This is a genomic window from Streptomyces sp. HSW2009 (assembly GCF_040240285.1).
GTDB lineage: Bacteria > Actinomycetota > Actinomycetes > Streptomycetales > Streptomycetaceae > Streptomyces.
Window position 1 is genome coordinate 1 of record NZ_JBEHZD010000068.1, and the last position, 21,249, is coordinate 21,249.

21 protein-coding genes are annotated in these 21,249 nt (G+C 71.7%); 7 read left to right on the forward strand and 14 right to left on the reverse strand.

Annotated features, from left to right (window positions below):
* Positions 1-350: 350 nt before the first annotated feature.
* On the reverse strand, positions 351-1,034 hold the full coding sequence (locus tag AAHZ94_RS08295; protein WP_349991796.1) for a DNA-3-methyladenine glycosylase: 684 nt from the start codon (positions 1,032-1,034) through the stop codon (positions 351-353).
* Positions 1,035-1,205: 171 nt separating this feature from the next.
* On the opposite strand from AAHZ94_RS08295, the gene AAHZ94_RS08300 reads away from it, so the two are divergent.
* Entirely contained in the window at positions 1,206-1,988 is a 783-nt protein-coding gene (locus tag AAHZ94_RS08300; RefSeq protein WP_349991797.1) for a sporulation protein, read from the forward strand.
* 100 nt (positions 1,989-2,088) lie between these two features.
* On the opposite strand, the gene AAHZ94_RS08305 is transcribed toward AAHZ94_RS08300, so the two are convergent.
* Positions 2,089-2,427: a barstar family protein gene (locus tag AAHZ94_RS08305; protein ID WP_349991798.1), complete on the reverse strand. Its 339-nt coding sequence runs from the start codon at positions 2,425-2,427 to the stop codon at positions 2,089-2,091.
* 99 nt (positions 2,428-2,526) lie between these two features.
* On the opposite strand from AAHZ94_RS08305, the gene AAHZ94_RS08310 reads away from it, so the two are divergent.
* Together AAHZ94_RS08310 and AAHZ94_RS08315 are read left to right on the forward strand one after the other, a co-directional pair.
* Complete coding sequence (locus tag AAHZ94_RS08310) at positions 2,527-3,066, forward strand: YbhB/YbcL family Raf kinase inhibitor-like protein (protein WP_349991799.1); 540 nt, start codon at positions 2,527-2,529, stop codon at positions 3,064-3,066.
* 376 nt (positions 3,067-3,442) lie between these two features.
* Entirely contained in the window at positions 3,443-3,946 is a 504-nt protein-coding gene (locus AAHZ94_RS08315; RefSeq protein WP_349991801.1) for an HNH endonuclease, read from the forward strand.
* A 226-nt stretch (positions 3,947-4,172) separates the two neighbouring features.
* Here the strand turns inward: AAHZ94_RS08315 and AAHZ94_RS08320 are convergent, their stop codons facing one another.
* The 3 genes from AAHZ94_RS08320 to AAHZ94_RS08330 all read right to left on the reverse strand — a co-directional run bounded on the left by AAHZ94_RS08320 (position 4,173) and on the right by AAHZ94_RS08330 (position 6,628).
* Complete coding sequence (locus tag AAHZ94_RS08320; protein WP_349991802.1) at positions 4,173-5,120, reverse strand: SPFH domain-containing protein; 948 nt, start codon at positions 5,118-5,120, stop codon at positions 4,173-4,175.
* Between the two features lie 120 nt (positions 5,121-5,240).
* Positions 5,241-5,663 (reverse strand): NfeD family protein, encoded by a 423-nt coding sequence (locus AAHZ94_RS08325; protein WP_349991804.1) that lies wholly within the window; start codon positions 5,661-5,663, stop codon positions 5,241-5,243.
* 173 nt (positions 5,664-5,836) lie between these two features.
* Complete coding sequence (locus AAHZ94_RS08330; RefSeq protein WP_349991805.1) at positions 5,837-6,628, reverse strand: ABC transporter ATP-binding protein; 792 nt, start codon at positions 6,626-6,628, stop codon at positions 5,837-5,839.
* Between the two features lie 110 nt (positions 6,629-6,738).
* Here AAHZ94_RS08330 and AAHZ94_RS08335 point away from each other — a divergent pair, with 110 nt between their 5' ends.
* Positions 6,739-7,581, forward strand: coding sequence for an Rv1486c family protein (locus AAHZ94_RS08335; RefSeq protein ID WP_349991807.1), 843 nt, complete (start codon positions 6,739-6,741; stop codon positions 7,579-7,581).
* Positions 7,582-7,749: 168 nt separating this feature from the next.
* On the opposite strand, the gene AAHZ94_RS08340 is transcribed toward AAHZ94_RS08335, so the two are convergent.
* From AAHZ94_RS08340 to AAHZ94_RS08355, 4 genes are all read right to left on the reverse strand, one after another.
* Positions 7,750-7,989, reverse strand: a complete 240-nt coding sequence (locus AAHZ94_RS08340) for a chaplin (RefSeq protein ID WP_349991809.1) — start codon at positions 7,987-7,989, stop codon at positions 7,750-7,752.
* A gap of 552 nt (positions 7,990-8,541) precedes the next feature.
* The gene (locus AAHZ94_RS08345; protein WP_349991810.1) at positions 8,542-8,784 is read right to left on the reverse strand and encodes a chaplin; all 243 of its coding nucleotides are present in this window, start codon (positions 8,782-8,784) and stop codon (positions 8,542-8,544) included.
* A 126-nt stretch (positions 8,785-8,910) separates the two neighbouring features.
* The gene (locus AAHZ94_RS08350; protein WP_349991826.1) at positions 8,911-9,540 is read right to left on the reverse strand and encodes a response regulator; all 630 of its coding nucleotides are present in this window, start codon (positions 9,538-9,540) and stop codon (positions 8,911-8,913) included.
* Positions 9,541-9,598: 58 nt separating this feature from the next.
* A complete protein-coding gene (locus AAHZ94_RS08355; protein ID WP_349991812.1) occupies positions 9,599-10,753 on the reverse strand; it encodes a GAF domain-containing sensor histidine kinase in 1,155 nt (384 codons plus the stop codon).
* A gap of 372 nt (positions 10,754-11,125) precedes the next feature.
* Here AAHZ94_RS08355 and AAHZ94_RS08360 point away from each other — a divergent pair, with 372 nt between their 5' ends.
* Together AAHZ94_RS08360 and AAHZ94_RS08365 are read left to right on the forward strand one after the other, a co-directional pair.
* Entirely contained in the window at positions 11,126-11,827 is a 702-nt protein-coding gene (locus AAHZ94_RS08360; protein ID WP_349991814.1) for a nitroreductase family protein, read from the forward strand.
* A gap of 364 nt (positions 11,828-12,191) precedes the next feature.
* Positions 12,192-12,962, forward strand: a complete 771-nt coding sequence (locus AAHZ94_RS08365; protein ID WP_349991816.1) for a transglycosylase SLT domain-containing protein — start codon at positions 12,192-12,194, stop codon at positions 12,960-12,962.
* Positions 12,963-13,184: 222 nt separating this feature from the next.
* Here AAHZ94_RS08365 and AAHZ94_RS08370 read toward each other — a convergent pair whose 3' ends face one another.
* On the reverse strand, positions 13,185-15,848 hold the full coding sequence (locus AAHZ94_RS08370; protein ID WP_502964605.1) for an ABC transporter ATP-binding protein/permease: 2,664 nt from the start codon (positions 15,846-15,848) through the stop codon (positions 13,185-13,187).
* Between the two features lie 1,205 nt (positions 15,849-17,053).
* Between AAHZ94_RS08370 and serB the strand changes: the two genes are divergently transcribed.
* Positions 17,054-18,298: a phosphoserine phosphatase SerB gene (gene serB / locus AAHZ94_RS08375; RefSeq protein ID WP_349991819.1), complete on the forward strand. Its 1,245-nt coding sequence runs from the start codon at positions 17,054-17,056 to the stop codon at positions 18,296-18,298.
* A gap of 401 nt (positions 18,299-18,699) precedes the next feature.
* On the opposite strand, the gene AAHZ94_RS08380 is transcribed toward serB, so the two are convergent.
* The 4 genes from AAHZ94_RS08380 to AAHZ94_RS08395 all read right to left on the reverse strand — a co-directional run.
* Entirely contained in the window at positions 18,700-19,218 is a 519-nt protein-coding gene (locus tag AAHZ94_RS08380; protein WP_349991821.1) for a SixA phosphatase family protein, read from the reverse strand.
* 489 nt (positions 19,219-19,707) lie between these two features.
* Positions 19,708-19,950 carry a hypothetical protein gene (locus tag AAHZ94_RS08385; RefSeq protein WP_349991823.1) on the reverse strand — a complete coding sequence of 81 codons (243 nt, stop codon included), beginning with the start codon at positions 19,948-19,950 and terminating at the stop codon, positions 19,708-19,710.
* Positions 19,951-20,200: 250 nt separating this feature from the next.
* Positions 20,201-20,317, reverse strand: a complete 117-nt coding sequence (locus AAHZ94_RS08390) for an SGM_5486 family transporter-associated protein (protein ID WP_349991824.1) — start codon at positions 20,315-20,317, stop codon at positions 20,201-20,203.
* 67 nt (positions 20,318-20,384) lie between these two features.
* Positions 20,385-21,249 (reverse strand): MFS transporter (locus AAHZ94_RS08395; protein WP_502964606.1); only part of this gene is annotated, 865 nt, incomplete at its 5' end.

A 21,249-nucleotide genomic window follows, 5' to 3' on the forward strand; every position in this document is an offset into this window, starting at 1 on the left:
TGTTGAGTTCTCAAGGAACGGACGCTTCCTTCGGTCCCGTTTCACCGGGCCCTCCGGGCGCTTCCCTTCGGTGTTTCCAACCTTACCAGATCCTTTTCCCTACCGTTTCCGGTCGGAATTTCGTTTCCGGTCCCCTGTTAGAGCGGGGTTTTTCGCGCCTTCCGGCGTGATCACTACTTTAGCGGATTTCCCCCCAGCTTCATAATCGAAGCTTCCGAACCGAATTCCGGCATGCCGAAATCCATCCCGATAAGGGGCCGTGCAGTAGTGGATTTTTGCCGTTTCGGGCTGCGTCTGCGTGAACCTAGTCGCGCCGACAGCACTGCCCTTCTCAAGCGGCTCGGGCTACGTTAGGCGCCGCGACGCTTCGCGTCAAGCTTGGTCGGGGAGGCTGACCCGTTGCGGCGCCTGGGCACATGGGCCCGATAGGGGCTGACGGACGGGTCGTCGCTGACCCAGAAGCGCCAGGGGTGGGTCGCGCCCTCCCCTCCTACCCCGGTCCGCGGGCCGTTCCGTACGCGATCGGCCTGGGCCGGGGCCCCTTGTAGTACGGACAGCGGGGCCTTGGGTCCGGCGCAGATGTCGATACCGTTGAGCTCCCGGTCTACGCCCAGGGCCGTGGCCAGCCGAGCCGGGCCCTTCGCCAGCTCGTGGTCCTTGCGGGCGGTGGCGCGCCGGGTGCGGGCCAGCTCCTGGCCGCGGATGACCTCGCCGGCCCGCAGCAGCACTCCGCTGGCCACGCCCGCCTCGCGGCAGACCAGGTTGAGGCAGTGCCACATGCCGTACGTGAAGTAGACGTATGCGTGGCCGGGCGGGCCGAACATCGATGCATTGCGCTCGGTGCGTCCTCGGTAGGCGTGCGAGCCCGGGTCGGCCATGCCGTCGTACGCCTCCACCTCCGTCAGGCGTACCTCGATCGGGCCCTGTGGGGTGAGGCGGACGAGCACCCGGCCCAACAGGTCGGGGGCCACCTCAAGCACAGGGCGGTCGAAGAAGGAGCGGTCAAGCGGCGTACGGTCAGATCCCACAGTCACGCGGTCCGAGCGTACGGCACGCCCGCGCCCTCCTTGGAGTGGCTGCGGCGAGCTGCAAGGGTGTGGGGCGCGGAACCGGGCGGCCTGGTTTCGCGTGAGTACCGATCGAACCGATGAGTGGCATCACGACCGAGACGACGGGGTTCCGTCGCCTCCTGGGGAGGAAAAGACATGGGCTTCAAGAAGCTGCTCGCGAGCCTGGGAGCTGGCGGTGCTTCGGTGGAGACGGTGTTGACCGAGGAGAACGTCGTGCCCGGCGGCGTGGTCCAGGGTGAAGTGCGCATCCAGGGCGGTTCCGTGGCCCAGCAGATCGAGGCGCTGTCCGTCGGTCTCCAGGCCCGGGTGGAGGTCGAGGGCAACGACCAGGAGACCAAGCAGGACATCGAGTTCACCAAGCAGCGCCTGGGTGGGGCCTTCGAGGTGCAGGCCGGTGCGGTTCACGCCGTGCAGTTCGCGCTTGAGGTGCCGTGGGAGACGCCCGTGACCACGTTCCTGGGGCGCCACCTCACCGGGATGAACATCGGGGTGACCACCGAGCTGGCCATCGCGCGGGCCGTCGACAGCGGTGACCTGGACCCGATCAACGTCCACCCGCTCCCCGCCCAGCAGGCCATCCTCGACGCCTTCGGTGGCCTCGGCTTCAGCTTCAAGGGCGCTGACCTGGAGCGGGGCCACATCCGCGGCACCCGGCAGCAGCTCCCCTTCTACCAGGAGATCGAGTTCTACGCCCCGCAGCAGTACCGCGGGCTCAACGAGGTCGAGCTGACCTTCGTCGCCGACGACCGGTCGATGGACGTCGTCCTGGAGATGGACAAGAAGCCCGGCCTCTTCACCGAGGGCAGCGACTCCTACCGCTCGTTCACCGTCGACCTGGCCAACTTCCAGGACACCGACTGGGCCGCGTACCTCAACCAGTGGCTGGCCGACGTGGGTGGCAAGCGCAACTGGTTCTGATCGCTGCACCGGGGCCGGCGCGGCCGGCCTGGTGTGTTCGTGGGGCGTGCGTCGAGTTTCTCGGCGCACGCCCCGTGCGTTGTGCAGGGGCTGCCGGCGGCTACGCCCCGTCGAAGACCACCGCGAGCGGGGTGTCCCGGTCCGACCAGTGTTCGACCGCGGTGGCCAACACGTCGGCCGCGGTCTTCGCGGCGGCGGGCGCCGCCGTGCGGAACGCCTCCCAGCCACGTACCCCGATCTCGTACCGACTGGCCGGGCCCCACCAGGTCAGGTCGAGCAGGCAGTCCTCCAGCGCGTCCCAGTTGTGGCCGAACCAGGCGGGCAGGTCCAGGTCACGGGCGCAGCGGTCGAGGAACGCCGCGGCGTCGCGCACGCCGTCGAGGTCGAGTTCCGCGCGGTGCGGGCCGATCGGCCGGCCGGCGGGCTCCGGTGTGGTCATGCGGACATCGTCGCAGCCGGGACGGGCGTTCGGGGCGGGTGGTCTCGCTAGGCTGGCCGCGACTGCACAGTCGCGCGAGCCGAGCAGAGAGGATTGAACGTGTCCGAGCAGAACCGGCGTCCGCTCCCCCATGACTTCCACCCGGCGGTGCCCTCGTTCACCGTGGAGAGCGATGACGTGACCCATGGTGGCGTGCTCAAGGACGACCAGGTGTATGCGGCGGGCAATCGCTCGCCGCACCTGCGTTGGTCGGGCTTTCCCGAGGGGACGAAGAGCTTCGCCGTCACCTGCTTCGATCCCGATGCCCCGACCGGCAGCGGCTTCTGGCACTGGTCGCTCTTCGACATCCCGGCCGAGGTGACCGAGCTGCCCGCGGGCGCCGGCAGTGACGGCTTCGCGGGGCTGCCCGCGGGCGCCGTACACGTGCGGAACGACTACGGCACCCGGGACTTCGGTGGTGCCGCGCCGCCGCCCGGCGACGGTTCGCACCGGTACGTCTTCACCGTGTACGCCGTGGACACCGAGAAGCTGGGCCCCGACGCGGACGTCTCGCCTGCGGTCGTCGGCTTCAATCTGCGCTTCCACACGCTGGGGCGCGCCCAGCTCATCGGCGAGTTCGAGACGCCCGCCGAGGGCTGATCCGGTTCGCGGCCCGTCTGTCTCTGCTGCGGGTCGATCGGCCGCGTCGGTGCGGGCCTTCCGCCGGTGCCGGGCGTGGGGTGTGCGGGCGTCGTGCCGGCCGCTCGACCCGGGTGCGGCGGGGGTGCGTGGCCGAAATCCGGCCGGATGGTGGGGTGTGGTGTGAGGGCGGGTCCCGAGGGGCCCGCCCTTCGGCATGTCCGGGTCGGCGGCTGCTCGGGGGCGTGATCTTCCCGGGGCGGGGGGAGAGTTGTGGTGTGCGCGTCGGCGTCCGGTTGCGCAGATGGCGCCCGAAATTGCGTTGTCCTCCCCCGCTCCCGCGGCCAGAGTTGAGCCGTGCCCGAACGGGGCCGACCTGACGCGGGAGGTGTGCGGGATGCGCGAGACCCTGGTGCTCAATGCCAGCTTTGAGCCGCTGTCCACGGTGACACTGCGGCGTGCGGTGGTGCTGGTGTTGCAGGAGAAGGCAGTGGTCGAACATGCCCACCCGCGGCTGCGCGTGCGTGCCGCCACCGTGGACCTACCGCTGCCACGTGTGATCAGGCTGAGTCGCTACGTACGGGTGCCGTTCCGAAGACAAGCCCCGTGGTCGCGGCGTGGGGTGCTGGTCAGGGACCGGCACCGGTGTGCGTACTGCGGGCGGCGGGCGACCACCGTGGACCACGTCGTGCCGCGGTCGCACGGTGGTGGGGACACCTGGCTGAATACCGTCGCCTCGTGCGCCGAGGACAATCACCGCAAGGCGGACCGTACGCCGGAGCAGGCGGGGATGCGGCTGCTGCGGACTCCGTACGAGCCCTCGCCGTCGGACGCGTTGGTGCTGGCGCTCGGCGGGGTGGGGCGGGAGTCGCTGCCGGACTGGCTCGCGGTGCCGGCCTGAGACGCTGACGGCGGGCGCTGACGGCGCCGGATGCCGGCCCGTACGGAACGATCGGCTGCCGCGGGACCAACCGGCGTCGGGCCGGGGCGCGGTGGGACGGGTACGGCACGTGCGTGGGGCCCCGATGTGCCGATCGGGGCCCCCTTGTCGTGGTGGTGCGGGGTGGTAGGCGGCGGCCGGGACGATGGGCCGCCGGTGCCGGGCCTCTCCACCCTTCGCGGGGTGTCTAGTCGATGCGGGGCTGCTCGCGGCGCGGGGTCGGGGCGGCCTCGGTGGGGGCGCCGCCCAGACCGCCGCCGCCGGGACCGAAGTTGCCGAGCGCGCCGCCCAGACCCTTGAGGGCGTCGCCGATCTCGCTGGGCACGATCCAGAGCTTGTTGGCGTCGCCCTCGGCGATCTTCGGCAGCATCTGGAGGTACTGGTAGGAGAGCAGCTTCTGGTCCGGGTCGCCGGCGTGGATGGACTCGAAGACCGTACGGATCGCCTGCGCCTCACCCTCGGCGCGCAGCGCGGCGGCCTTGGCGTCGCCCTCGGCGCGCAGGATGGAGGACTGCTTCTCACCCTCGGCGCGGAGGATCTCCGACTGCCGGACACCTTCGGCCTGGAGGATCGCGGCGCGCTTGTCACGGTCGGCGCGCATCTGCTTCTCCATCGAGTCCTGGATGGAGGTCGGCGGTTCGATCGCCTTGAGCTCGACGCGGTTGACACGGATGCCCCACTTGCCGGTCGCCTCGTCGAGGACGCCGCGCAGCGCCGCGTTGATCTCCTCGCGGGAGGTCAGGGTGCGCTCCAGATCCATGCCACCGATGATGTTGCGCAGCGTGGTGACGGTGAGCTGCTCGATGGCCTGGATGTAGCTCGCGACCTCGTAGGTGGCGGCGCGGGCGTCGGTGACCTGGTAGTAGATGACCGTGTCGATGTTGACGACCAGGTTGTCCTGGGTGATCACCGGCTGCGGCGGGAAGGGGACGACCTGTTCGCGCAGGTCGACCCGGTTGCGCACGGAGTCGATGAAGGGGACGACGATGTTCAGTCCGGCGTTGAGCGTGCGCGTGTAGCGGCCGAACCGCTCGACGATGGCCGCGCTCGCCTGCGGGATGACCTGGATCGTCTTGATCAGGGCGATAAATACGAGTACCACCAGGATGATCAGGACGATGATGATCGGTTCCACAGCGGCTCCCCGTGCCCTTCGGTTGTTGATCGATCTTGGATAGGTGAGTCTGTCAGATCAGCGGACCGTCCCGCAGCCTGAACGCTGCTCTTGGGGGCGCGCCGTCGCCGCGGGGCACGGCTACAGCACGACGGCGGTCGCCCCGTCGATGTCCACCACGTCGACCTGCTGGCCCGGCTCGTACGTCTGGTCCGCGTCCAGGGCCCGGGCGGACCAGATCTCACCTGCGAGCTTGATGCGCCCTCCGCCGCGGTCGACCCGCTCAAGGACGACGGCCTGTCGACCCTTGAGCGCTTCGACGCCGCTGGTCAGGGTTGGTCGTTGGGAACGGCTCCGCACCGCGATGGGGCGTACGACGGCGACCAGGGCGACCGAGACGACGACGAAGACGATGACCTGGATGACCAGGCCACCACCGAGCGCCGCGGTGATCGCGCCGGCGACGGCGCCCACGGCGAACATCCCGAATTCGGGCATCGCCGTCAGTACGAGAGGAATTCCCAGTCCAACGGCGGCGAGCAGCCACCACACCCATGCGTCCACGGGCTCATGGTAGTTCTCAGCCCGTAGCCACGACAGGGGACCGACGAGTCCGCGCCACCGTGGCCGGAGCGGAACCGGGGCCTCGGCGGGCGGGGCCACGGTCGGTCGTTCGGGGCGGTGGCGCGGCGGGTGTCGGTGGGGCGGGACCGCCCGGGTCGGGGGTCAGCGGCGGGTCACTTCAGCGGCAGGCCGTGTGCCGTCCAGCGGTCGTCCCTGCGCTCCACGACGAGCGGGAGCCCGAAGCAGTGGGAGAGGTTGCGGGAGTTGAGCTCGGTCTCGACGGGGCCTGCGGCCAGCACCTGGCCCTGGCGGATCATCAGCACGTGGGTGAAGCCGGGGGCGATCTCCTCGACGTGGTGCGTGACCATGATCATGGAGGGTGCGTACGGGTCGCGGGCGAGGCGGCCGAGGCGGCGCACGAGGTCTTCGCGGCCACCGAGGTCGAGGCCGGCCGCCGGCTCGTCGAGCAGCAGGAGCTCCGGGTCGGTCATCATCGCGCGGGCGATCAGGGTGCGCTTGCGCTCGCCCTCGGAGAGGGTGCCGAACTTGCGGTCGAGGAACTCGCTCATGCCCAGGCGGTCGAGGAAGGCGCGGGCCCGGTCCTCGTCGACGGCCTCGTAGCTCTCCTGCCAGCTCGCGGTCATGCCGTAGGCCGCGGTGAGCACTGTCTGGAGGACGGTCTGGCTGCGCGGCAGCTTGTCGGCGAGGCCGATGCCGGCCATGCCGATGCGCGGGCGGAGCTCGAAGACGTCGACGCCGCCGAGCTTCTCGCCGAGGATCTGCACCGCGCCTGAGGTGGGGAAGAGGTAGCTGGAGGCGATGTTGAGCAGGGTGGTCTTGCCCGCGCCGTTGGGGCCAAGGATCACCCAGCGTTCTCCCTCGGCGACCGACCACGAGACATGGTCCACCAGAGCCCGGCCGTCGCGGACCACGGATACGTCCACCAGCTCCAGAACATCGCTCATGAGCGCGTTGTCTCCCCTTGCAGTCTCGTCATGTCGCGTGTGCCGGTGGGCACAGCTCCCAAGCAAAACCTACGCCACCCGTTGTCGGTGCCAGTCCTTAGGCTGGTGGCATGCTCGATGAACCTCGCTCAGGACGCCTGGCCGCGTGGGGAAATGCCCTTCTTGCCGGGCTTGTCTCACCTGATGATGCGGCGCACCGAATCAGTGGGTCGGATGCGTCACACCGTGTCGTGGACCTGCCGGAGAGATCGGCGCCGCCCGGTGCCGCGCCGGACGCCACCCCGGTGGGGCTGACGCTGGCCATAGGGCGGCTGCGGACGCTGGGCGCGACGGGGCTGTGCGTCGCGCTGCCGGTCGCCGGGCATCCGCTCGGGCTGAGCGGGCCGCCGGACTTCAACGCCAGGGCGTTGGAGGCGGGCGAGGCGGTCATCGTGGTGGGCGTGGGCATCGGCCTGGTGCCCGAGGTGCACCGGGCGGGCCCGGCGGCGGCCGGCGGCGATGCGGCCATCTCCGCTGAGGACGCGCACACCGAGGTCGTCTGGCGGTGCCGGCCGGTGCGGGAGGCGCCGCCGGCCGACGTCCCCTCGCTGGGCGAGGCGGAGCGGGAGCTCGCCGAGGCGCTGCGGGACGCGACGGAGACGCTGTCCCGGTTGAACGTCGCGGGCTCGGGCCCGGCCACGGCCGCGGCCCTCGATGCGTACCGGGCCCGGGCCGAGCGGGGCCGCGAGGTGCTGGCCCCCGGTTATCCGCCGCGCGCGGTGCGGGTGTTCGAGCTGGCGCAGCGGGTGGGCGCGCTGGTGGACATCGCGTACGGGCCGGAGCACGGCGGTGCGGTGAGCGCGTCCGAGATCGCGGCCCGGGCACAGGCGCTGCGCCCGGTGGAGCGTACGGCGCGGCGGGCGCGGGTGGCGGCGTACAACGCGTACGTGGAGCAGCGGCTGCGGCAGGGGTAGCGGCGGCCCGTGGTGCGGGCGGTTCGTTCGGGGGGCAGGTGCTTCCGGGTGCGGGCGCTTCGAGGCGCGGGTACTTCGGAGTGATGCGGGCGCTTCCGGATGTGGGCAGGAAAGAGCCCCGCGGACCGGACGGGGTCGCGGGGCGCTTTCGCTGCTGCGGGGGTGCGATCAGGCGTTGATGCAGGTGTTGCCCGCGGCGGGGTTCAGCAGGCCAACGACGTTGATCGTGTTGCCGCAGACGTTGACCGGAACGTGGACCGGGACCTGGATCTGGTTCCCGGAGATGACGCCGGGCGAGCCCGCGGCGGTGCCCTGGGCCCCGCTGTCGGCGAACGCGGCGCCCGCTGAGGCACCGGCGGCTACCCCGGCGGCAGCAATGACCAGAGCGGCCTTCTTGGCAGTGTTCATGGGAAGTCTTCCTCCTGCTGGATGTCGCGCGGCCCCAGCCGCGGGGTCGCACGTTGACAACGCTCGGGGTGCTGTCATGACACGGGTGGCGGGCGGCTTTGCCCACGATCGGCGCAATTCCGTGGGCGTTTGAAAGCTCCAGGTCATGCCATGCGTGACGGGAGCCGGGCGGGGTCGTTGAGCGTCGTTCGGGTGACGCTGAGCGGGCCGGTGCGGGAGGCCGCGGGGCGGGCCGAGCGCGAGGGCGGGGCGGGTACAAGCCGCGGGCGGGGGCCGGACGAAGATTCCGCATCCGTGGCCGCGTCCGTGGTCGCGCCCATGTCCATGCCAATGTCCAAGCCGATATGCCGGCGTGTCGGTGTCCGTGGGGGCACAACGGCACTGCGCCCTGCCGGAGGTCCGGGCAGGGCGCAGTGGTGGGCCCCAGTTACGCCGGTCGCATCGCTGCGCCGCGTGGTGGGGCCGGTGGGGCTGGGGAGGAGAGTCACCGGGGCTGGCCGCGGGTCAGCGGCGCCCCGGGCGCGGCCGGACGTCAGGCCGCGACCCCGGCCGTCAGAGGTTGGTGCAGAAGTTCCCGAAGGCGGGGTTGAGGACCCCGACCACGTTCACGGAGTTGCCGCAGGCGTTGACCGGCACGTGGACCGGAACCTGGATCTGGTTGCCGGAGCCGACGCCCGGCGAGCCGGTGGCGCTGCCCTTGGCCACGGCGTCAGCCGCCGAGGCGACGCCCGCCCCGGCAGCGGCGAGGCCGCCGATCATGATCGACACGGCGGCGGCCCTCTTCAAGTTCTTCAACTGCTCAACCCTTCTCAACCTGCTCAGCTTCCGCCGCAGCGAACCGCCGCGGCGTGCTCTGGAGAACGGTCAACCGCCATCCGGGTTGCGCCTTACAGCCGCGTATCACACGACCGTATGAAAATCTCAGTCGCCGATGCCGTGCCGGACTGCCCACAGGGCGGCCTGGGTGCGGTCGGCGAGGTCGAGTTTCATCAGGATGTTCGACACGTGGGTCTTCACGGTCTTCTCCGACAGTACGAGGGCCCGGGCGATCTCGCGGTTGGAGCGGCCGTCGGCGATCAGGGCCAGTACCTCGCGCTCGCGGTCGGTGAGCGAGGCGCCGCGGCCCTGCCCGCCGTTGACCTCCTCCTGGGCGAGGAGCGCGCCGGCCACCTCGGGCTGGAGCAGTACGTGTCCCGCGTAGACGGAGCGGATGGCGCCGGCGAGGGCGTCGGGGTCCACGTCCTTGTAGACGTAGCCGGCGGCGCCGGCGCGCAGGGCGGGGACGACGGTGCGCTGTTCGGTGAAGCTGGTCACGACGAGGACCTTGGCCGGGTTCTGGAGTTCGCGCAGCCGGCGCAGCGCCTCGATCCCGTCGGTGTCCGGCATCTTCACGTCCATCAGGACGACGTCGGGGCGCAGCTCCTCGGCGCGGGCGACGCCCTCGGCCCCGTTGCACGCCTCGCCGACCACCACGATGTCCTCCTGCACCTCCAGGAAGGTGCGCAGCCCGCGGCGTACGACCTGGTGGTCGTCGACGAGGAGTACCGAGATGCGCTGACCCGTGGTGGGGGGCGCGGGGGTGGTCGGGGGCTGCGGTGTGCGCTGTGGCTCAGCCACCGGGCACCTCCATCTCGATCACGGTGCCCTTGCCGGGCGTGGATTCCACGGTGAGTTGGCCGCCGACGCCGGCCGCGCGGTCCCGCATGGAGACCAGGCCGAGGTGGCGTCCGGCGCGACGGACGGCCGACGGGTCGAAGCCCTGCCCGTCGTCCCGTACGGAAAGGAGCGCGCCGCTGGGCCCGTGTCGGGTGAGTGCCACCTCGACGCGGGCGGCCCCGGCGTGCCGCAGGGCGTTGTGCAGGGCCTCCTGGGCGACCCGCAACACGGCCTCCTCCTGTGCGGAGGGCAGCGCGCGGACGCCCTGCGAGGCGAAGGTGACCTGGGTGCTCTGGGCTCGGTCCAGGACCTGGACCTGGGTGCGCAGGGTGGCGACCAGGCCGTCCTCGTCGAGGGCGGCGGGGCGCAGCTCCACGACGGCGGCGCGCAGTTCGTCGGCCGCCTCCGCGGCCAGCGCCGTCACCTGCTGGAGCTCGCTCTTGGCGCGGGCCGGATCGCGGGCGACGAGGGCGGTGGCGGCCTGGGCGGTCAGCCGGAGCGAGAACAGTTTCTGGGCCACCGCGTCGTGCAGCTCGTGCGCGAGCCGGGCGCGCTCGCCGGCGATGGTCAGCTCGCGGCTGCGTTCGTAGAGCCGGGCGTTGGTGAGGGCGATGGCGGCGTGCTGGGCGAGGATGCCGAGGAGTTCCTCGTCGGCGGCGGTGAAGCCGCAGCCGCCGGTCGGCTTGGGGCAGCGCTTGTTGGCGAGGAAGAGTGCGCCGAGCACCTCGTCGCCGTCGGCGATGGGCAGGCCGAGGAAGTCCGACATCTCGGGGTGGGCCGGTGGCCAGCCCTCGAACCGCGGGTCGGTACGGACATCGGCGAGCCGTTGCGGCGTCGCGTCCTTGAGCATCGCGGCGAGGATGCCGTGCTGGCGCGGGAGCGGCCCGATGGCCTTCCACTGCTTCTCGCTGACGCCGTCCACGACGAACTGGGCGAACCCCCCGTGGTCGTCGGGCACCCCGAGCGCGGCGTACTTGGCGTCCAGCAGCTCGCGGGCGGAGACGACGATCGTCTTCAGGACGTCGCGGACCTCTAGCTGCCGGTTCATGGCGAGCAGCGCGGTACTCACGGCCGCCAGGCCGGCCCTGGGACCTGGTCCTTCACTCATGGCCTCACCGTACCGGCGCACCCGGCGGCAGGGATCGGGCCGCCGGCGGCCGGGGGCTCGGTCGCCGGACCTAGGCCGGGGGGCGGGTGCCTGCAGTACGGAGGCGGGCGGGGCGACGGCCAGGGTGGGACAGGGGTGGGGGTCGGGGTGGGGCGGCTCGACCGGGGGTCGGCAACCCCTATAGCGCCCCGTACGGAGGTGTCCGACCGCCGGTGCTCCCCCGCGGGCGCGAGGAGTGCCGACCCCGCCGACCCCGCCGACCGCACCCATCAGTGCAGGAGGAAGAGGGCAGCTCCGGACGCATCGGGCGCTCAGATGGGCGGAATTCTGGAATCCGGCCCGCACGGGGCGGGCCGAAGTCAGACTCGGCACATGTCTGTACCTACACGGAACTGGACCCCCACCCACGGCGACCCCTACCGGCCGGTCCCCTATCGCCCCGCGCGGATGGACCCGGCCGAGTCCCTGGAACGCGCCGCCGAGCTGCGGCGCCGGATGGACGAGCGCAGGACCGTACGGCAGTTCTCCACCGACCCGGTGCCCGATCAGGTGGTGTACGACGCCATCGCCTGTGCGGCCACCGCACCATCCGGGGCGCACCAGCAGCCCTGGACGTTCGTGCTGGTCAAGGACGCGGACGTGCGGCGCAGCATCCGCGAGGCGGCGGAGCAGGAGGAGCGGCGCTCGTACGAGGGGCGGCTCGGTGAGGAGTGGCTGGCGGCGCTGCGGCCCCTCGGTACGGACGAGGTGAAACCGCACCTGACGGACGCACCGCACCTGATCGTCGTCTTCGAGCAGCGGTACTGGCTGGGCGATGACGGCCACAAGCGCAAGCACTACTACGTGGACGAGTCGGTGGGCATAGCGGTCGGCATGCTGCTGTCCGCGCTGCACCTGTCGGGGCTGGCCGCGCTGATCCACACGCCGAGCCCCATGCGGTTCCTCTCCCAGGTGCTGGGGCGGCCGGAGAACGAGAAGGCGTTCGCCGTCATTCCGGTCGGCTACCCGGCGGCCGACTGCGACGTCCCCGACCTGGTGCGCAAGACGTTGCCCCAGGTGATGGTCGAGGTCTAGCAGCCGGCAACATTCCGTACGCGGCCACTCACACCGGGCGACGGGGACCGGTGCCCGGTGTGAGGCCGCGCATAGGACCCAGATCACCTACGAATGGGATTAGTGCAATTCTGCGCCCGCCCGATCGGGAAAATAACCGCGATCCGGCGGGTTTCGCATACCCCCTTTTCCACTAGGCCGGGTAGTACGTCACACCATTGCCAGGACATTTTCTAGCCGCTAACAATTGCCGAGTCGCACGGCGCCGTCATCAGACGCGGCGCTCTTCTTTTGCGCCGACGCTCCGGCGACTGCGACTCCCGCGATTGGAAGAGGTTCACTCCGCATGCTCGTCCCCAGCATTCGTAGTTTTCAGCGCCTGCCCATGGCTCACAAGGTTTCCGCTGCCGGCATTGCCGCCACCGGTGTGGTCGCCCTGACCTTCGCCGCCATTCCGAGCGACGCCCACGCGGAGCAGAACCCGGCGGCCTCGTCGCTCAAGACCGTCACCGAGAACCAGGCCGCTTTCGGCGGCACCGTGCTGCCCTCCGGGCTGCCCCGGCAGGCCGCCGCCGACCTGCCGCGTACCGCCGCGGTCGAGGCCGAGCAGCAGGCCGCCGAGGAGCAGCGCGCGGCTGCGGCCAAGGCGCTCCAGGCCCGGCAGGCGCCGCAGGCCGCCGCCGACCCGAAGCCGGTCAAGGAGCGCGCCGCGACCAAGGGCGCCAAGAAGAACGCCACGAACGGCGCCGCGAAGGGTGCGGCCAAGGCCGCGAAGGAGCGTTCGGGCAAGACCGCGAGCCGTTCCGCGGCCCGCCAGCCGGTGCAGCCCACGTACGCCAACAACCTCGACGGCTGGATCAAGGAATCCCTGGCGATCCTCAAGAAGCAGGGCATTCCCGCGAGCTATGAGGGAATTCACCGCAACATCATGCGCGAGTCCAGCGGTAACCCGCGGGCCATCAACGACTGGGATGTCAACGCCGTGGCCGGCATTCCGTCCAAGGGTCTGCTCCAGGTAATTCCGCCGACGTTCAAGGCGTTCCACGTCGAGGGCACTTCCTGGGACATCTACGACCCGGTCGCCAACATCACGGCCGCCTGCAATTACGCGGCGCAGAAGTACGGTTCGATGGACAACGTCGACTCGGCCTACTGACGGGCGACTTGGCGCATTGACGACTCGGCGCGCTGATCGGTCCGCCGGTCAGTCCGCCGGCGTTCGCTCCGCAGGGTCCGGGCCGCGTGCGGTCCCACGGCCCGGCTCCACGGCCCGCGCTCGGGCAAGTGGTGGGCGCCTCGTGCACACGCCGCAGGGCGGCACCCCGATGTGGGTGCCGCCCTGCGGCGTCGTGCGTGAGGTGCCCGGTGGCCGGGGCCGCTACTTGCGCATGACCTCGGGCTCGTGCCGGCGCAGCAGTCGGGCGACGGCGAATCCGCAGGCGACGCCCAGCGCGATCAGCGCGAGGATGTCCATGGTCCACTGGCCGACCGAGTGTTCCCACAGCGGGTCGAGGTCGTTGGGCTGCTTGCGGTCCCAGGGCGCCATGACGTGCGAGAGGTCGAGCGTGGCGCCGGAGGCGCCGATGGCCCAGCGCGAGGGCATCAGGTACGCGAACTGCTCGATGCCGGGCGAGCCGTAGATCTTGAACAGCACGCCGGTGAAGACCACCTGCACGATCGCGAACATCACGAGCAGCGGCATGGTCTTCTCGGCGGTCTTCACCAGCGAGGAGATGACCAGGCCGAACATCATCGAGGTGAAGCCCAGCGCGATGATCACCAGGCACAGTTCGGCGGCCGGCGGGAGGATCAGGCCCTCTTCGGGCAGGTCCCGGGTGGAGAAGCCGATGGCGCAGATGATGACGCCCTGGATCGCGGTGATCAGGCCCAGCACGATGACCTTGGACATCAGGTAGGCGGACCGGGAGAGGCCGACGGCCCGTTCCCGTTCGTAGATCACCCGTTCCTTGATCAGTTCCCGTACGGAGTTGGCCGCGCCGGAGAAGCACATGCCGACCGCGAGGATCAGCATGATCGTGCCCGCGTCCTGGTTGTGCTGCCCCTTCGGGCCTGCGACCAGGCCGTAGTCGGAGGGGATGACCACGCTGACCGCGCCGAGCACCGCCGGCAGCACGATCATCAGGCCGATGAAGCCGCGGTCGGACGCGATCACCGACGCGTACCGCCGCATCAGCGTCCAGAGCTGGGACATCCAGCTCTGCGGCTTCTGCATGCGGGCCGGCGGCGGCTGTACGTGGACGGACTGCGGGGCGACGGCGTCGATGTCGGCCGCGTACATCTGGTAGTGCTGCGAGCCGCGCCAGCGGCCGGCCCAGTCGTAGTCGCGGTAGTTCTCGAAGGCCGAGAAGACGTCGGCCCAGGTCTCGTAGCCGAAGAAGTTGAGCGCCTCCTCGGGCGGCCCGAAGTAGGCCACGGACCCGCCGGGCGCCATGACCAGCAGCTTGTCGCAGAGCGCGAGCTCGGCCACGGAGTGCGTGACGACCAGCACGGTCCGGCCGTCGTCGGCGAGGCCGCGCAGCAACTGCATCACGTCGCGGTCCATGCCCGGGTCGAGGCCCGAGGTCGGCTCGTCCAGGAAGATCAGCGACGGCTTGGTGAGCAGTTCGAGGGCGACCGAGACGCGCTTGCGCTGGCCGCCGGAGAGCGAGGTGACGCGCTTGTCGGCGTGGATGTCGAGCTTGAGCTCGCGCAGCACCTCGCCTATCCGGGCCTCGCGCTCGGCCTCGGCGGTGTCACCGGGGAAGCGGAGCTTGGCCGCGTAGCGCAGGGCCTTCTTGACCGTCAGCTCCTTGTGCAGGATGTCGTCCTGCGGCACCAGGCCGATGCGCTGCCGGAGCTCGGCGAACTGCTTGTACAGGTTCCGGTTGTCGTAGAGGACGTCACCCTGGTCGGCCGGCCGGTAGCCGGTGAGCGCGCGCAGCAGGGTGGACTTGCCGGAGCCCGACGGGCCGATGACGGCGACCAGCGACTTCTCCGGGACGCCGAAGGTGACGTCCTTGAGGATCTGCTTGCCGCCGTCGACCGTGACGGTCAGGTGGCGCGCCGAGAAAGAGACCTCACCGGTGTCGACGAACTCTTCGAGCCGGTCGCCGACCAGCCGGAACGTGGAGTGGCCGACGCCGACGATGTCGCTGGGGCCGATGGTCTGGCGGCGGACCGGCTGACCGTTGACGTACGTGCCGTTGTGGCTGCCGAGGTCGACGATCTCGAACCGGCCGTCGGGCGTGGCCCGGAACTCGGCGTGGTGCCGGGAGACCTGGAGGTCGGAGACGACCAGTTCGTTCTCCAGCGCACGACCGATCCGCATCACCCGGCCGACGGCGATCTGGTGGAAGGTGGTCGGGCTGCGGTCACCGTGCAGGGGAGCGCCGCCTCCGCCCGGCGCCCGCTGTCCGGAGAACCCCGGCCCGCCCTGCGGCGGAAGGTGCCCCTGCTGGCCCTGTTGCTGGGGGGCCTGCTGGTGCTGCTGCGCCTGCGGGGTGGGTGCCTGGGGTGCCTGCTGCTGGCCCGGGAACTGCTGCTGTGCGGCCAGGTGCTGCTGCGCCTGCTGTTGCTGTGCCTGCTGGGGCGGGTGTTGCTGCCAGCCTTGCTGCGGGTCCAGCTGCTGCCAGCCCTGCTGCGGGTCGGGCTGCTGCGCACCGTTGAACGCGGCCTGCTGCGGGGCCATCGCGTGCTGGCCGCCGTAGCTCGCCGGGCCCGGCTGTCCCTGGCCGGTGCCGGCAGCGGCGGGCGAGCCGGTGAAGCTCAGCCGCGGGCCGTCGGACGCGTTGCCCAGGTGGACGGTGACGCCCGGGTTGATCTCCAGGTGCTGGATGCGCTGGCCCTGTGCATAGGTGCCGTTGGTGCTGCCGTGGTCCTCGATGACCCAGGCGTGCCCGCCCCAGCGCACGGTGGCGTGCCGCCAGGAGACCCGGGCGTCGTCGAACACCAAGTCGCCCTGCGGATCGCGGCCGAGGCTGTACGACCTGGACGGGTCCAGCGTCCAGGTCTGTCCATTCAATTCCAGTACGACTTCCGGCACTCCATGCCCCAATTACTTGTCCCCCGAGTTACCCCCTGTGGCAGGGAGTCTAGGGATGGCGAACATCGTGAGGAACTATTTCAGGCTCGGTCCCCCAACGGAAAGCCGGGCCTTGCCACGGCCCTGTAACGGGTCAGGCCCTGGACGGAGAAAGCGCCCCGGAGAGGAGTAAGCGCCCACGGATGCGTACGGATCACACGGTTCTCACCCGTATCCGGGCAGCAGGCGCGGCACTGTGCGGGCGAATCGGGCCACCGGGGCCGCCGGCCCGTGGATCGCGCCCCGGCCGCTGCGGGCCACGTATCCCTTGGTCAGCGCCGTGCCACCGGTCCGGCTCGGCCGCCGGCCGCCGCATGGTCACGGGCCCGAACGGGCGCAGCCACCGTACCGGGCGGGCAGCCGGCACCGGTGCTCGGGAGGCGGTCGGTCGGCCGGCGGCAGTACGGGGCGAGGGGGCGCCGGGCGGAGTGGGCGGCGGTTCGCGCGCCGCGGTCCGCGGTGCGGCATGGCGCACGGACGACGACCCGTCGTGGGACAACTTGCACCAGAAATACGGTTCGGAAGGTCCGTCCTCGCCTTACGGACCGGTAATTGCCGGCATAGTCACCGCCCGCCGATGGGCGCAACGATACGGTCACGATCGAACCGTTCTTCCGCTCTCTCCGGCGATTTCCCAGAGCCCGTCGAGCGGCCCGCCGCCAAATCCCCGCGCAGTTCCGGCGAACTCCGGGATATAGCCGATATCGGTGCCGTCGGCGTCGATCGCCGATATCAGGCCACCGCCGGCAGCGGGCCTCGGACGCCTCCGATGGGAGGGCGGACCGCCCGGGGAGGGCGGGCCGCAGCCGGGCCGCGTCACCCGGCGGGGCGGGCCGCCGCATCTCACCCGAGCGGGCCCACCGCGATCCGGAATGCCCAGCACCATTCGGCGCGGGGCCTCGCGGCAGCCGTGGCCCGGGCCGGGCCGCGCAGCACGGGCCGTTCCACCGCGCGGCGTCCGCGCCGGTCAAGGCGGTCGCCGTGGCCGGGAGACGGCATAGCGGCGGCTGGCGTACGTCGGCTACGTCCGCGCCGATGCGGATCGAGCACGTACCGAAACGGAACCTCACGCGCTGGTGACGGGGCGGCGACCACGAGCCGTACGGCTGTCCGCGCTCCGGACAGGCGGACGACATACCTCCCGAGCCCGCTACCGTGGAAACACCATGAGCACATCGCACACCCCACCTGTCACGTCCGTGCCCGGCGACGACGTACCCACGCTGCTCGTCAAGATCTTCGGCAAGGACCGCCCCGGCATCACCGCAGGCCTCTTCGACACGCTCGCCGCCTTCGATGTCGACGTGGTCGACATCGAGCAGGTCGTGACCCGTGGCCGGATAGTGCTGTGCGTCCTGGTCACCGCGCCCGAGGGGAACGGTGCGACGGAGGGCGAGCTCCGTTCGACCGTGCACAGTTGGGCCGACGAGCAGCAGCTCCAGGCCGAGATCATCTCCGGCATCGGCGACAACCGGCCGCGCGGCGTCGGCCGCTCGCACGTGACCGTGCTCGGGCACCCGCTGACAGCCGAGTCGACCGCCGCCATCGCGGCCCGCATCACGGGCGTGGGCGGCAACATCGACCGCATCTTCCGACTCGCCAAGTACCCGGTGACGGCTGTGGAGTTCGCGGTGTCGGGCACCGAGACCGAGCCGTTGCGCACCGCGCTGGCGCTGGAGGGCGCGGCGCTCGGGGTCGACGTGGCGGTGGTCGCCTCCGGGTTGCAGCGGCGCGCCCAGCGGCTCGTGGTGATGGACGTGGACTCGACCCTGATCCAGGACGAGGTGATCGAGCTCTTTGCGGCGCACGCCGGTTGTGAGGCCGAGGTCGCCGAGGTCACGGCGCGGGCGATGCGCGGCGAGTTGGACTTCGAGCAGTCGCTGCACGAGCGGGTGGCGCTGCTCGCGGGGCTGGACGAGTCCGTGGTGGACAAGGTCCGCTCGGAGGTGCGGCTGACGCCCGGGGCGCGGACGTTGATCCGTACGCTCAAGCACCTCGGCTACCAAGTGGGCGTGGTCTCCGGCGGGTTCACGCAGGTCACCGACGACCTCAAGGAACGGCTCGGGCTCGCCTTCGCCGCGGCGAACACCCTGGAAGTGGTGGACGGAAAGCTCACCGGTCGGGTGATCGGCGACGTCGTGGACCGGGCCGGGAAGGCCACGCTGCTGCGGCGGTTCGCCGCCGAGGCGAGGGTGCCGCTGGCGCAGACGGTGGCCATCGGTGACGGTGCCAACGACCTGGACATGCTCAACGCGGCCGGCCTCGGCGTCGCCTTCAACGCCAAGCCCGTGGTCCGCGAGGCCGCGCACACCGCCGTCAACGTCCCCTTCCTGGACACCGTGCTCTATCTGCTCGGCATCACCCGCGAAGAGGTCGAGGCCGCGCAGACGCACACGCCCGAGGACGCGTAACCGCCCACCTCGGCAGCGGCGGGGCCCCACCCCTCGGGGCACACGGGCCGCCCCGTAGCGCACGCGCCGGGCCCGTGGCCCGTCACCCGTACGCCGCGGTCCTCCCCATTCTCCACGTGATCCGAAGGACCCGTCCGTCCGGCGCGGCCGGTGCGCCGGATACCGGTTCACTCCGGCACGGTGGCGGTTCGCTCCGGCGGTGGCCTACGGCCGATCCGCACGGGCGTACTCCGGGCTCACCGGGCCCACCGGACCCGCACACGGCGCCGGCTCCCGCGGGCACAGGAGTCGCCGCGGGAGCCGGAGCGTGGTTGAGGCCGTGGTGCGCGGCAGGGGCGGTTCCGGCACGCCGTCAGCGTCCGGGCCCGCCACACCGGCGGCTGCCGGCGCCGCGGGCCCGGCTACTCCTGCGGCGACCAGTACGCGACGAGGCGGCCGACGCCGTGCTCGACCGACTTCCAGGTGCCGGTGAAGGCGAGCACCGCGACGGCGGCGGTCGGGAAGCCGGCGCGGTTCATCCGGGCCAGGGTGTCGCCTTCCGCGCCGCCGGCCAGCGCGTCGGCGAGCCCGTGCACGCCGGGGTTGTGGCCCACCAGGAGCAGGTCGTTGACGTCCTCCGGGGTCTCGTTGACCACGGCGATGAGCTCGCCGAGCGACGCCTCGTACAGCCGGTCCTCATAGACCGTCCGGGGCCGCTGCGGCAGCTCGGGCACGGCGAGCTTCCACGTCTCGCGGGTGCGCAGCGCGGTGGAGCAGAGGGTGAGTTCCGGAACGATGCCGGTCGAGGCGAGCCAGCGGCCGGCGGCCGGGGCGTCCCTGCGGCCACGCTCCGCGAGGGGCCGCTCGTGATCGGATTCTTGGGACCATTCGGCCTTGGCATGCCGGAAGATGACGATCCTGCGGGGAACATCGACGCTCATGCCGTCCAGCTTCGCACGAAACGGGCCGTAAGGCGCGGGGTGTTGGGGCCCCAGCGTGGTAGCGCGAGGGATGCGGGCGGCGCCGCGGGCGGCGCCATGTGCGCTGGTACGAGCCGTGCCCGCGGGCGGAGGGAGTCCTTCCGCCCGCGACCGGCGTGCCCGGGCGGCAAGGACCGGGCGACGGCGGGGACAGGGACCGGGTGACGGCGGGGGCGGTCGGGCGGCAGGCACCCGGAACCTCGCCCTCCGCAGTACGTCGACGGAGCGGGCCGCACCACGGTCGCCCTGGGGCCGCACCCCGAGGAGCGTGGCGCCGACGGCACACGGGCCCCGCCACCGCGTCCCCGTAGCGACGGGGGCGGGCACGGTCACCGGCGCGGGACGGCGACGGCGGGCTCGGCACCGAACCGCCGGGGCGAGGGCGCGACCGCGGCGGTCGCACGGTCCTGACGCGGGCCCGGTCCTGGCGGGGCCCGGCCGGGCGGACGGTCAGGACAGGAGGTGGACGATCGAGTCCCGCAACATGGCCGCGAAGTGGGCGACGTGACTGCTGCCGCTGTCGGCGGCGTGCGCGTCGGCCGGGCCGACCAGCATCAGCAGCAGCGCCGCGAAGACCACGGCCGGGAGCGCGATGGCCCACCACGGAAGCCGTACCTCCAGCACGTCCCGCTGCTCGCCGACGGACCGCGGGTGGGGGGACCGTCCGGCGTGGCCGTACGCAGGGGCTGCCATGGAAATCGCCTCCGGGGAACGCTGGGCGACGCGACCGCCTGCCACGGTCGCGCCCACCGCTGGTGCGCGGTGTACGTCGAACCTATGAGAGACGGCCCCTCGGGCCCATCCGGCGATCCACCCAGTTGCCCCTGAGCCTGACCCCCTAGGGGATGGTGGTGCTAGCACCACCATGCGCGCTTCCACGCCGTCCGCCCGGGCCTGCCCGCCGGGCGAACCCGCCGGTGAGATACGGGTCAGGAGATACGGGTCAGGGGGAGGCGATCGTGGCGATGACGCCGATGACGACCGTGATGGCGAACATGACGCCGAGGATGGTCAGCAGCTTCTTCTGACCGTTCTGGGGGTTCGGCTCAAGGACAGACATGCGCCCAGTCTCCCACTCGCCGTTGCCGCGACGCGCGGGGGTCACCCCGCTGCCGGGACGCGCGGGGTCACAGTTCGTTCTCCACGATGCGGTCGCGGCCCGCGAGCACCCCCGCGCCGATCTGCAACACCATCAGCCCGGCCATCAGCGCGATGGGCAGCCGCCAGCCGTCGGTGTGTTGGTAGAGCGCGCCGACGAGCAGCGGGCCCGGGATGGAGATGAGATAGCCGATGCTCTGCGCGAAGGCCGAGAGCCGCACCACGCCGCTGCTGCTCCGCGCCCGCATGCCGATCATGGTGAGGGCGAGCGGGAAGGCGCAGTTGGACAGGCCGAGGAGCAGCGCCCAGGCCCAGGCCCCGCTGGCCGGCGCGCTCCACAGCCCCGCGTACCCGGCGAGCCCGCAGCCGCCGAGCGCCACCACCAGGACGCCCTGGTGCCGCAGCCGGGCGGCGAGCCGGGGCAGGACGAAGGAGAGCGGTATGCCGAGCGCCATGGTCATGGCGAGCAGCACGCCCGATGTGGAGGCGGAGACGCCCGCGTCGCGGAACATCTGCGGCATCCAGCCCATGGTGATGTACGCGCCGGTGGCCTGGAGCCCGAAGAAGACGGCGAGCGCCCAGGCGGTCGGGCTGTGCGTGATCGGCCGCCCGGACCTGCCGCCGGACCCACCGCTGGGCGCGTCGGCAGGAGCGTCACCGGGGGCAGTGCGGGGGCCGTCGCCAGGGCCGCCGACCGGCCCGGCCGTGCTGGCGGGAGCCGGGGTGGAGACGGCTTTGGCGGAGGGAGCCGAGGCGGAGGTGGCGGGCGCGCCCGGGCTGGCGGACGCGCCGTCGCGCGGGGTACGGGCGGCGCCGGCGCTCACCAGCCCGGGCCGCCCGGCCGCCACGGCGGGCGCGCCCCACCCCCCGAGGCCGGCCCGCCCACAGCCGCCC

Excerpts from the sequence above, each read along its gene's own strand:
- AAHZ94_RS08300 (WP_349991797.1), top strand. The coding sequence starts at position 1,206 with ATGGGCTTCAAGAAGCTGCTCGCGAGCCTGGGAGCTGGCGGTGCTTCG.
- AAHZ94_RS08305 (WP_349991798.1), bottom strand. The coding sequence starts at position 2,427 with ATGACCACACCGGAGCCCGCCGGCCGGCCGATCGGCCCGCACCGCGCG.
- AAHZ94_RS08355 (WP_349991812.1), bottom strand. The coding sequence starts at position 10,753 with ATGAGTGAAGGACCAGGTCCCAGGGCCGGCCTGGCGGCCGTGAGTACC.
- AAHZ94_RS08315 (WP_349991801.1), top strand. The coding sequence starts at position 3,443 with ATGCGCGAGACCCTGGTGCTCAATGCCAGCTTTGAGCCGCTGTCCACG.
- AAHZ94_RS08340 (WP_349991809.1), bottom strand. The coding sequence starts at position 7,989 with ATGAACACTGCCAAGAAGGCCGCTCTGGTCATTGCTGCCGCCGGGGTA.
- AAHZ94_RS08360 (WP_349991814.1), top strand. The coding sequence starts at position 11,126 with ATGTCTGTACCTACACGGAACTGGACCCCCACCCACGGCGACCCCTAC.
- AAHZ94_RS08330 (WP_349991805.1), bottom strand. The coding sequence starts at position 6,628 with ATGAGCGATGTTCTGGAGCTGGTGGACGTATCCGTGGTCCGCGACGGC.
- AAHZ94_RS08335 (WP_349991807.1), top strand. The coding sequence starts at position 6,739 with ATGCTCGATGAACCTCGCTCAGGACGCCTGGCCGCGTGGGGAAATGCC.
- serB (WP_349991819.1), top strand. The coding sequence starts at position 17,054 with ATGAGCACATCGCACACCCCACCTGTCACGTCCGTGCCCGGCGACGAC.
- AAHZ94_RS08385 (WP_349991823.1), bottom strand. The coding sequence starts at position 19,950 with ATGGCAGCCCCTGCGTACGGCCACGCCGGACGGTCCCCCCACCCGCGG.
- AAHZ94_RS08380 (WP_349991821.1), bottom strand. The coding sequence starts at position 19,218 with ATGAGCGTCGATGTTCCCCGCAGGATCGTCATCTTCCGGCATGCCAAG.
- AAHZ94_RS08365 (WP_349991816.1), top strand. The coding sequence starts at position 12,192 with ATGGCTCACAAGGTTTCCGCTGCCGGCATTGCCGCCACCGGTGTGGTC.
- AAHZ94_RS08390 (WP_349991824.1), bottom strand. The coding sequence starts at position 20,317 with ATGTCTGTCCTTGAGCCGAACCCCCAGAACGGTCAGAAGAAGCTGCTG.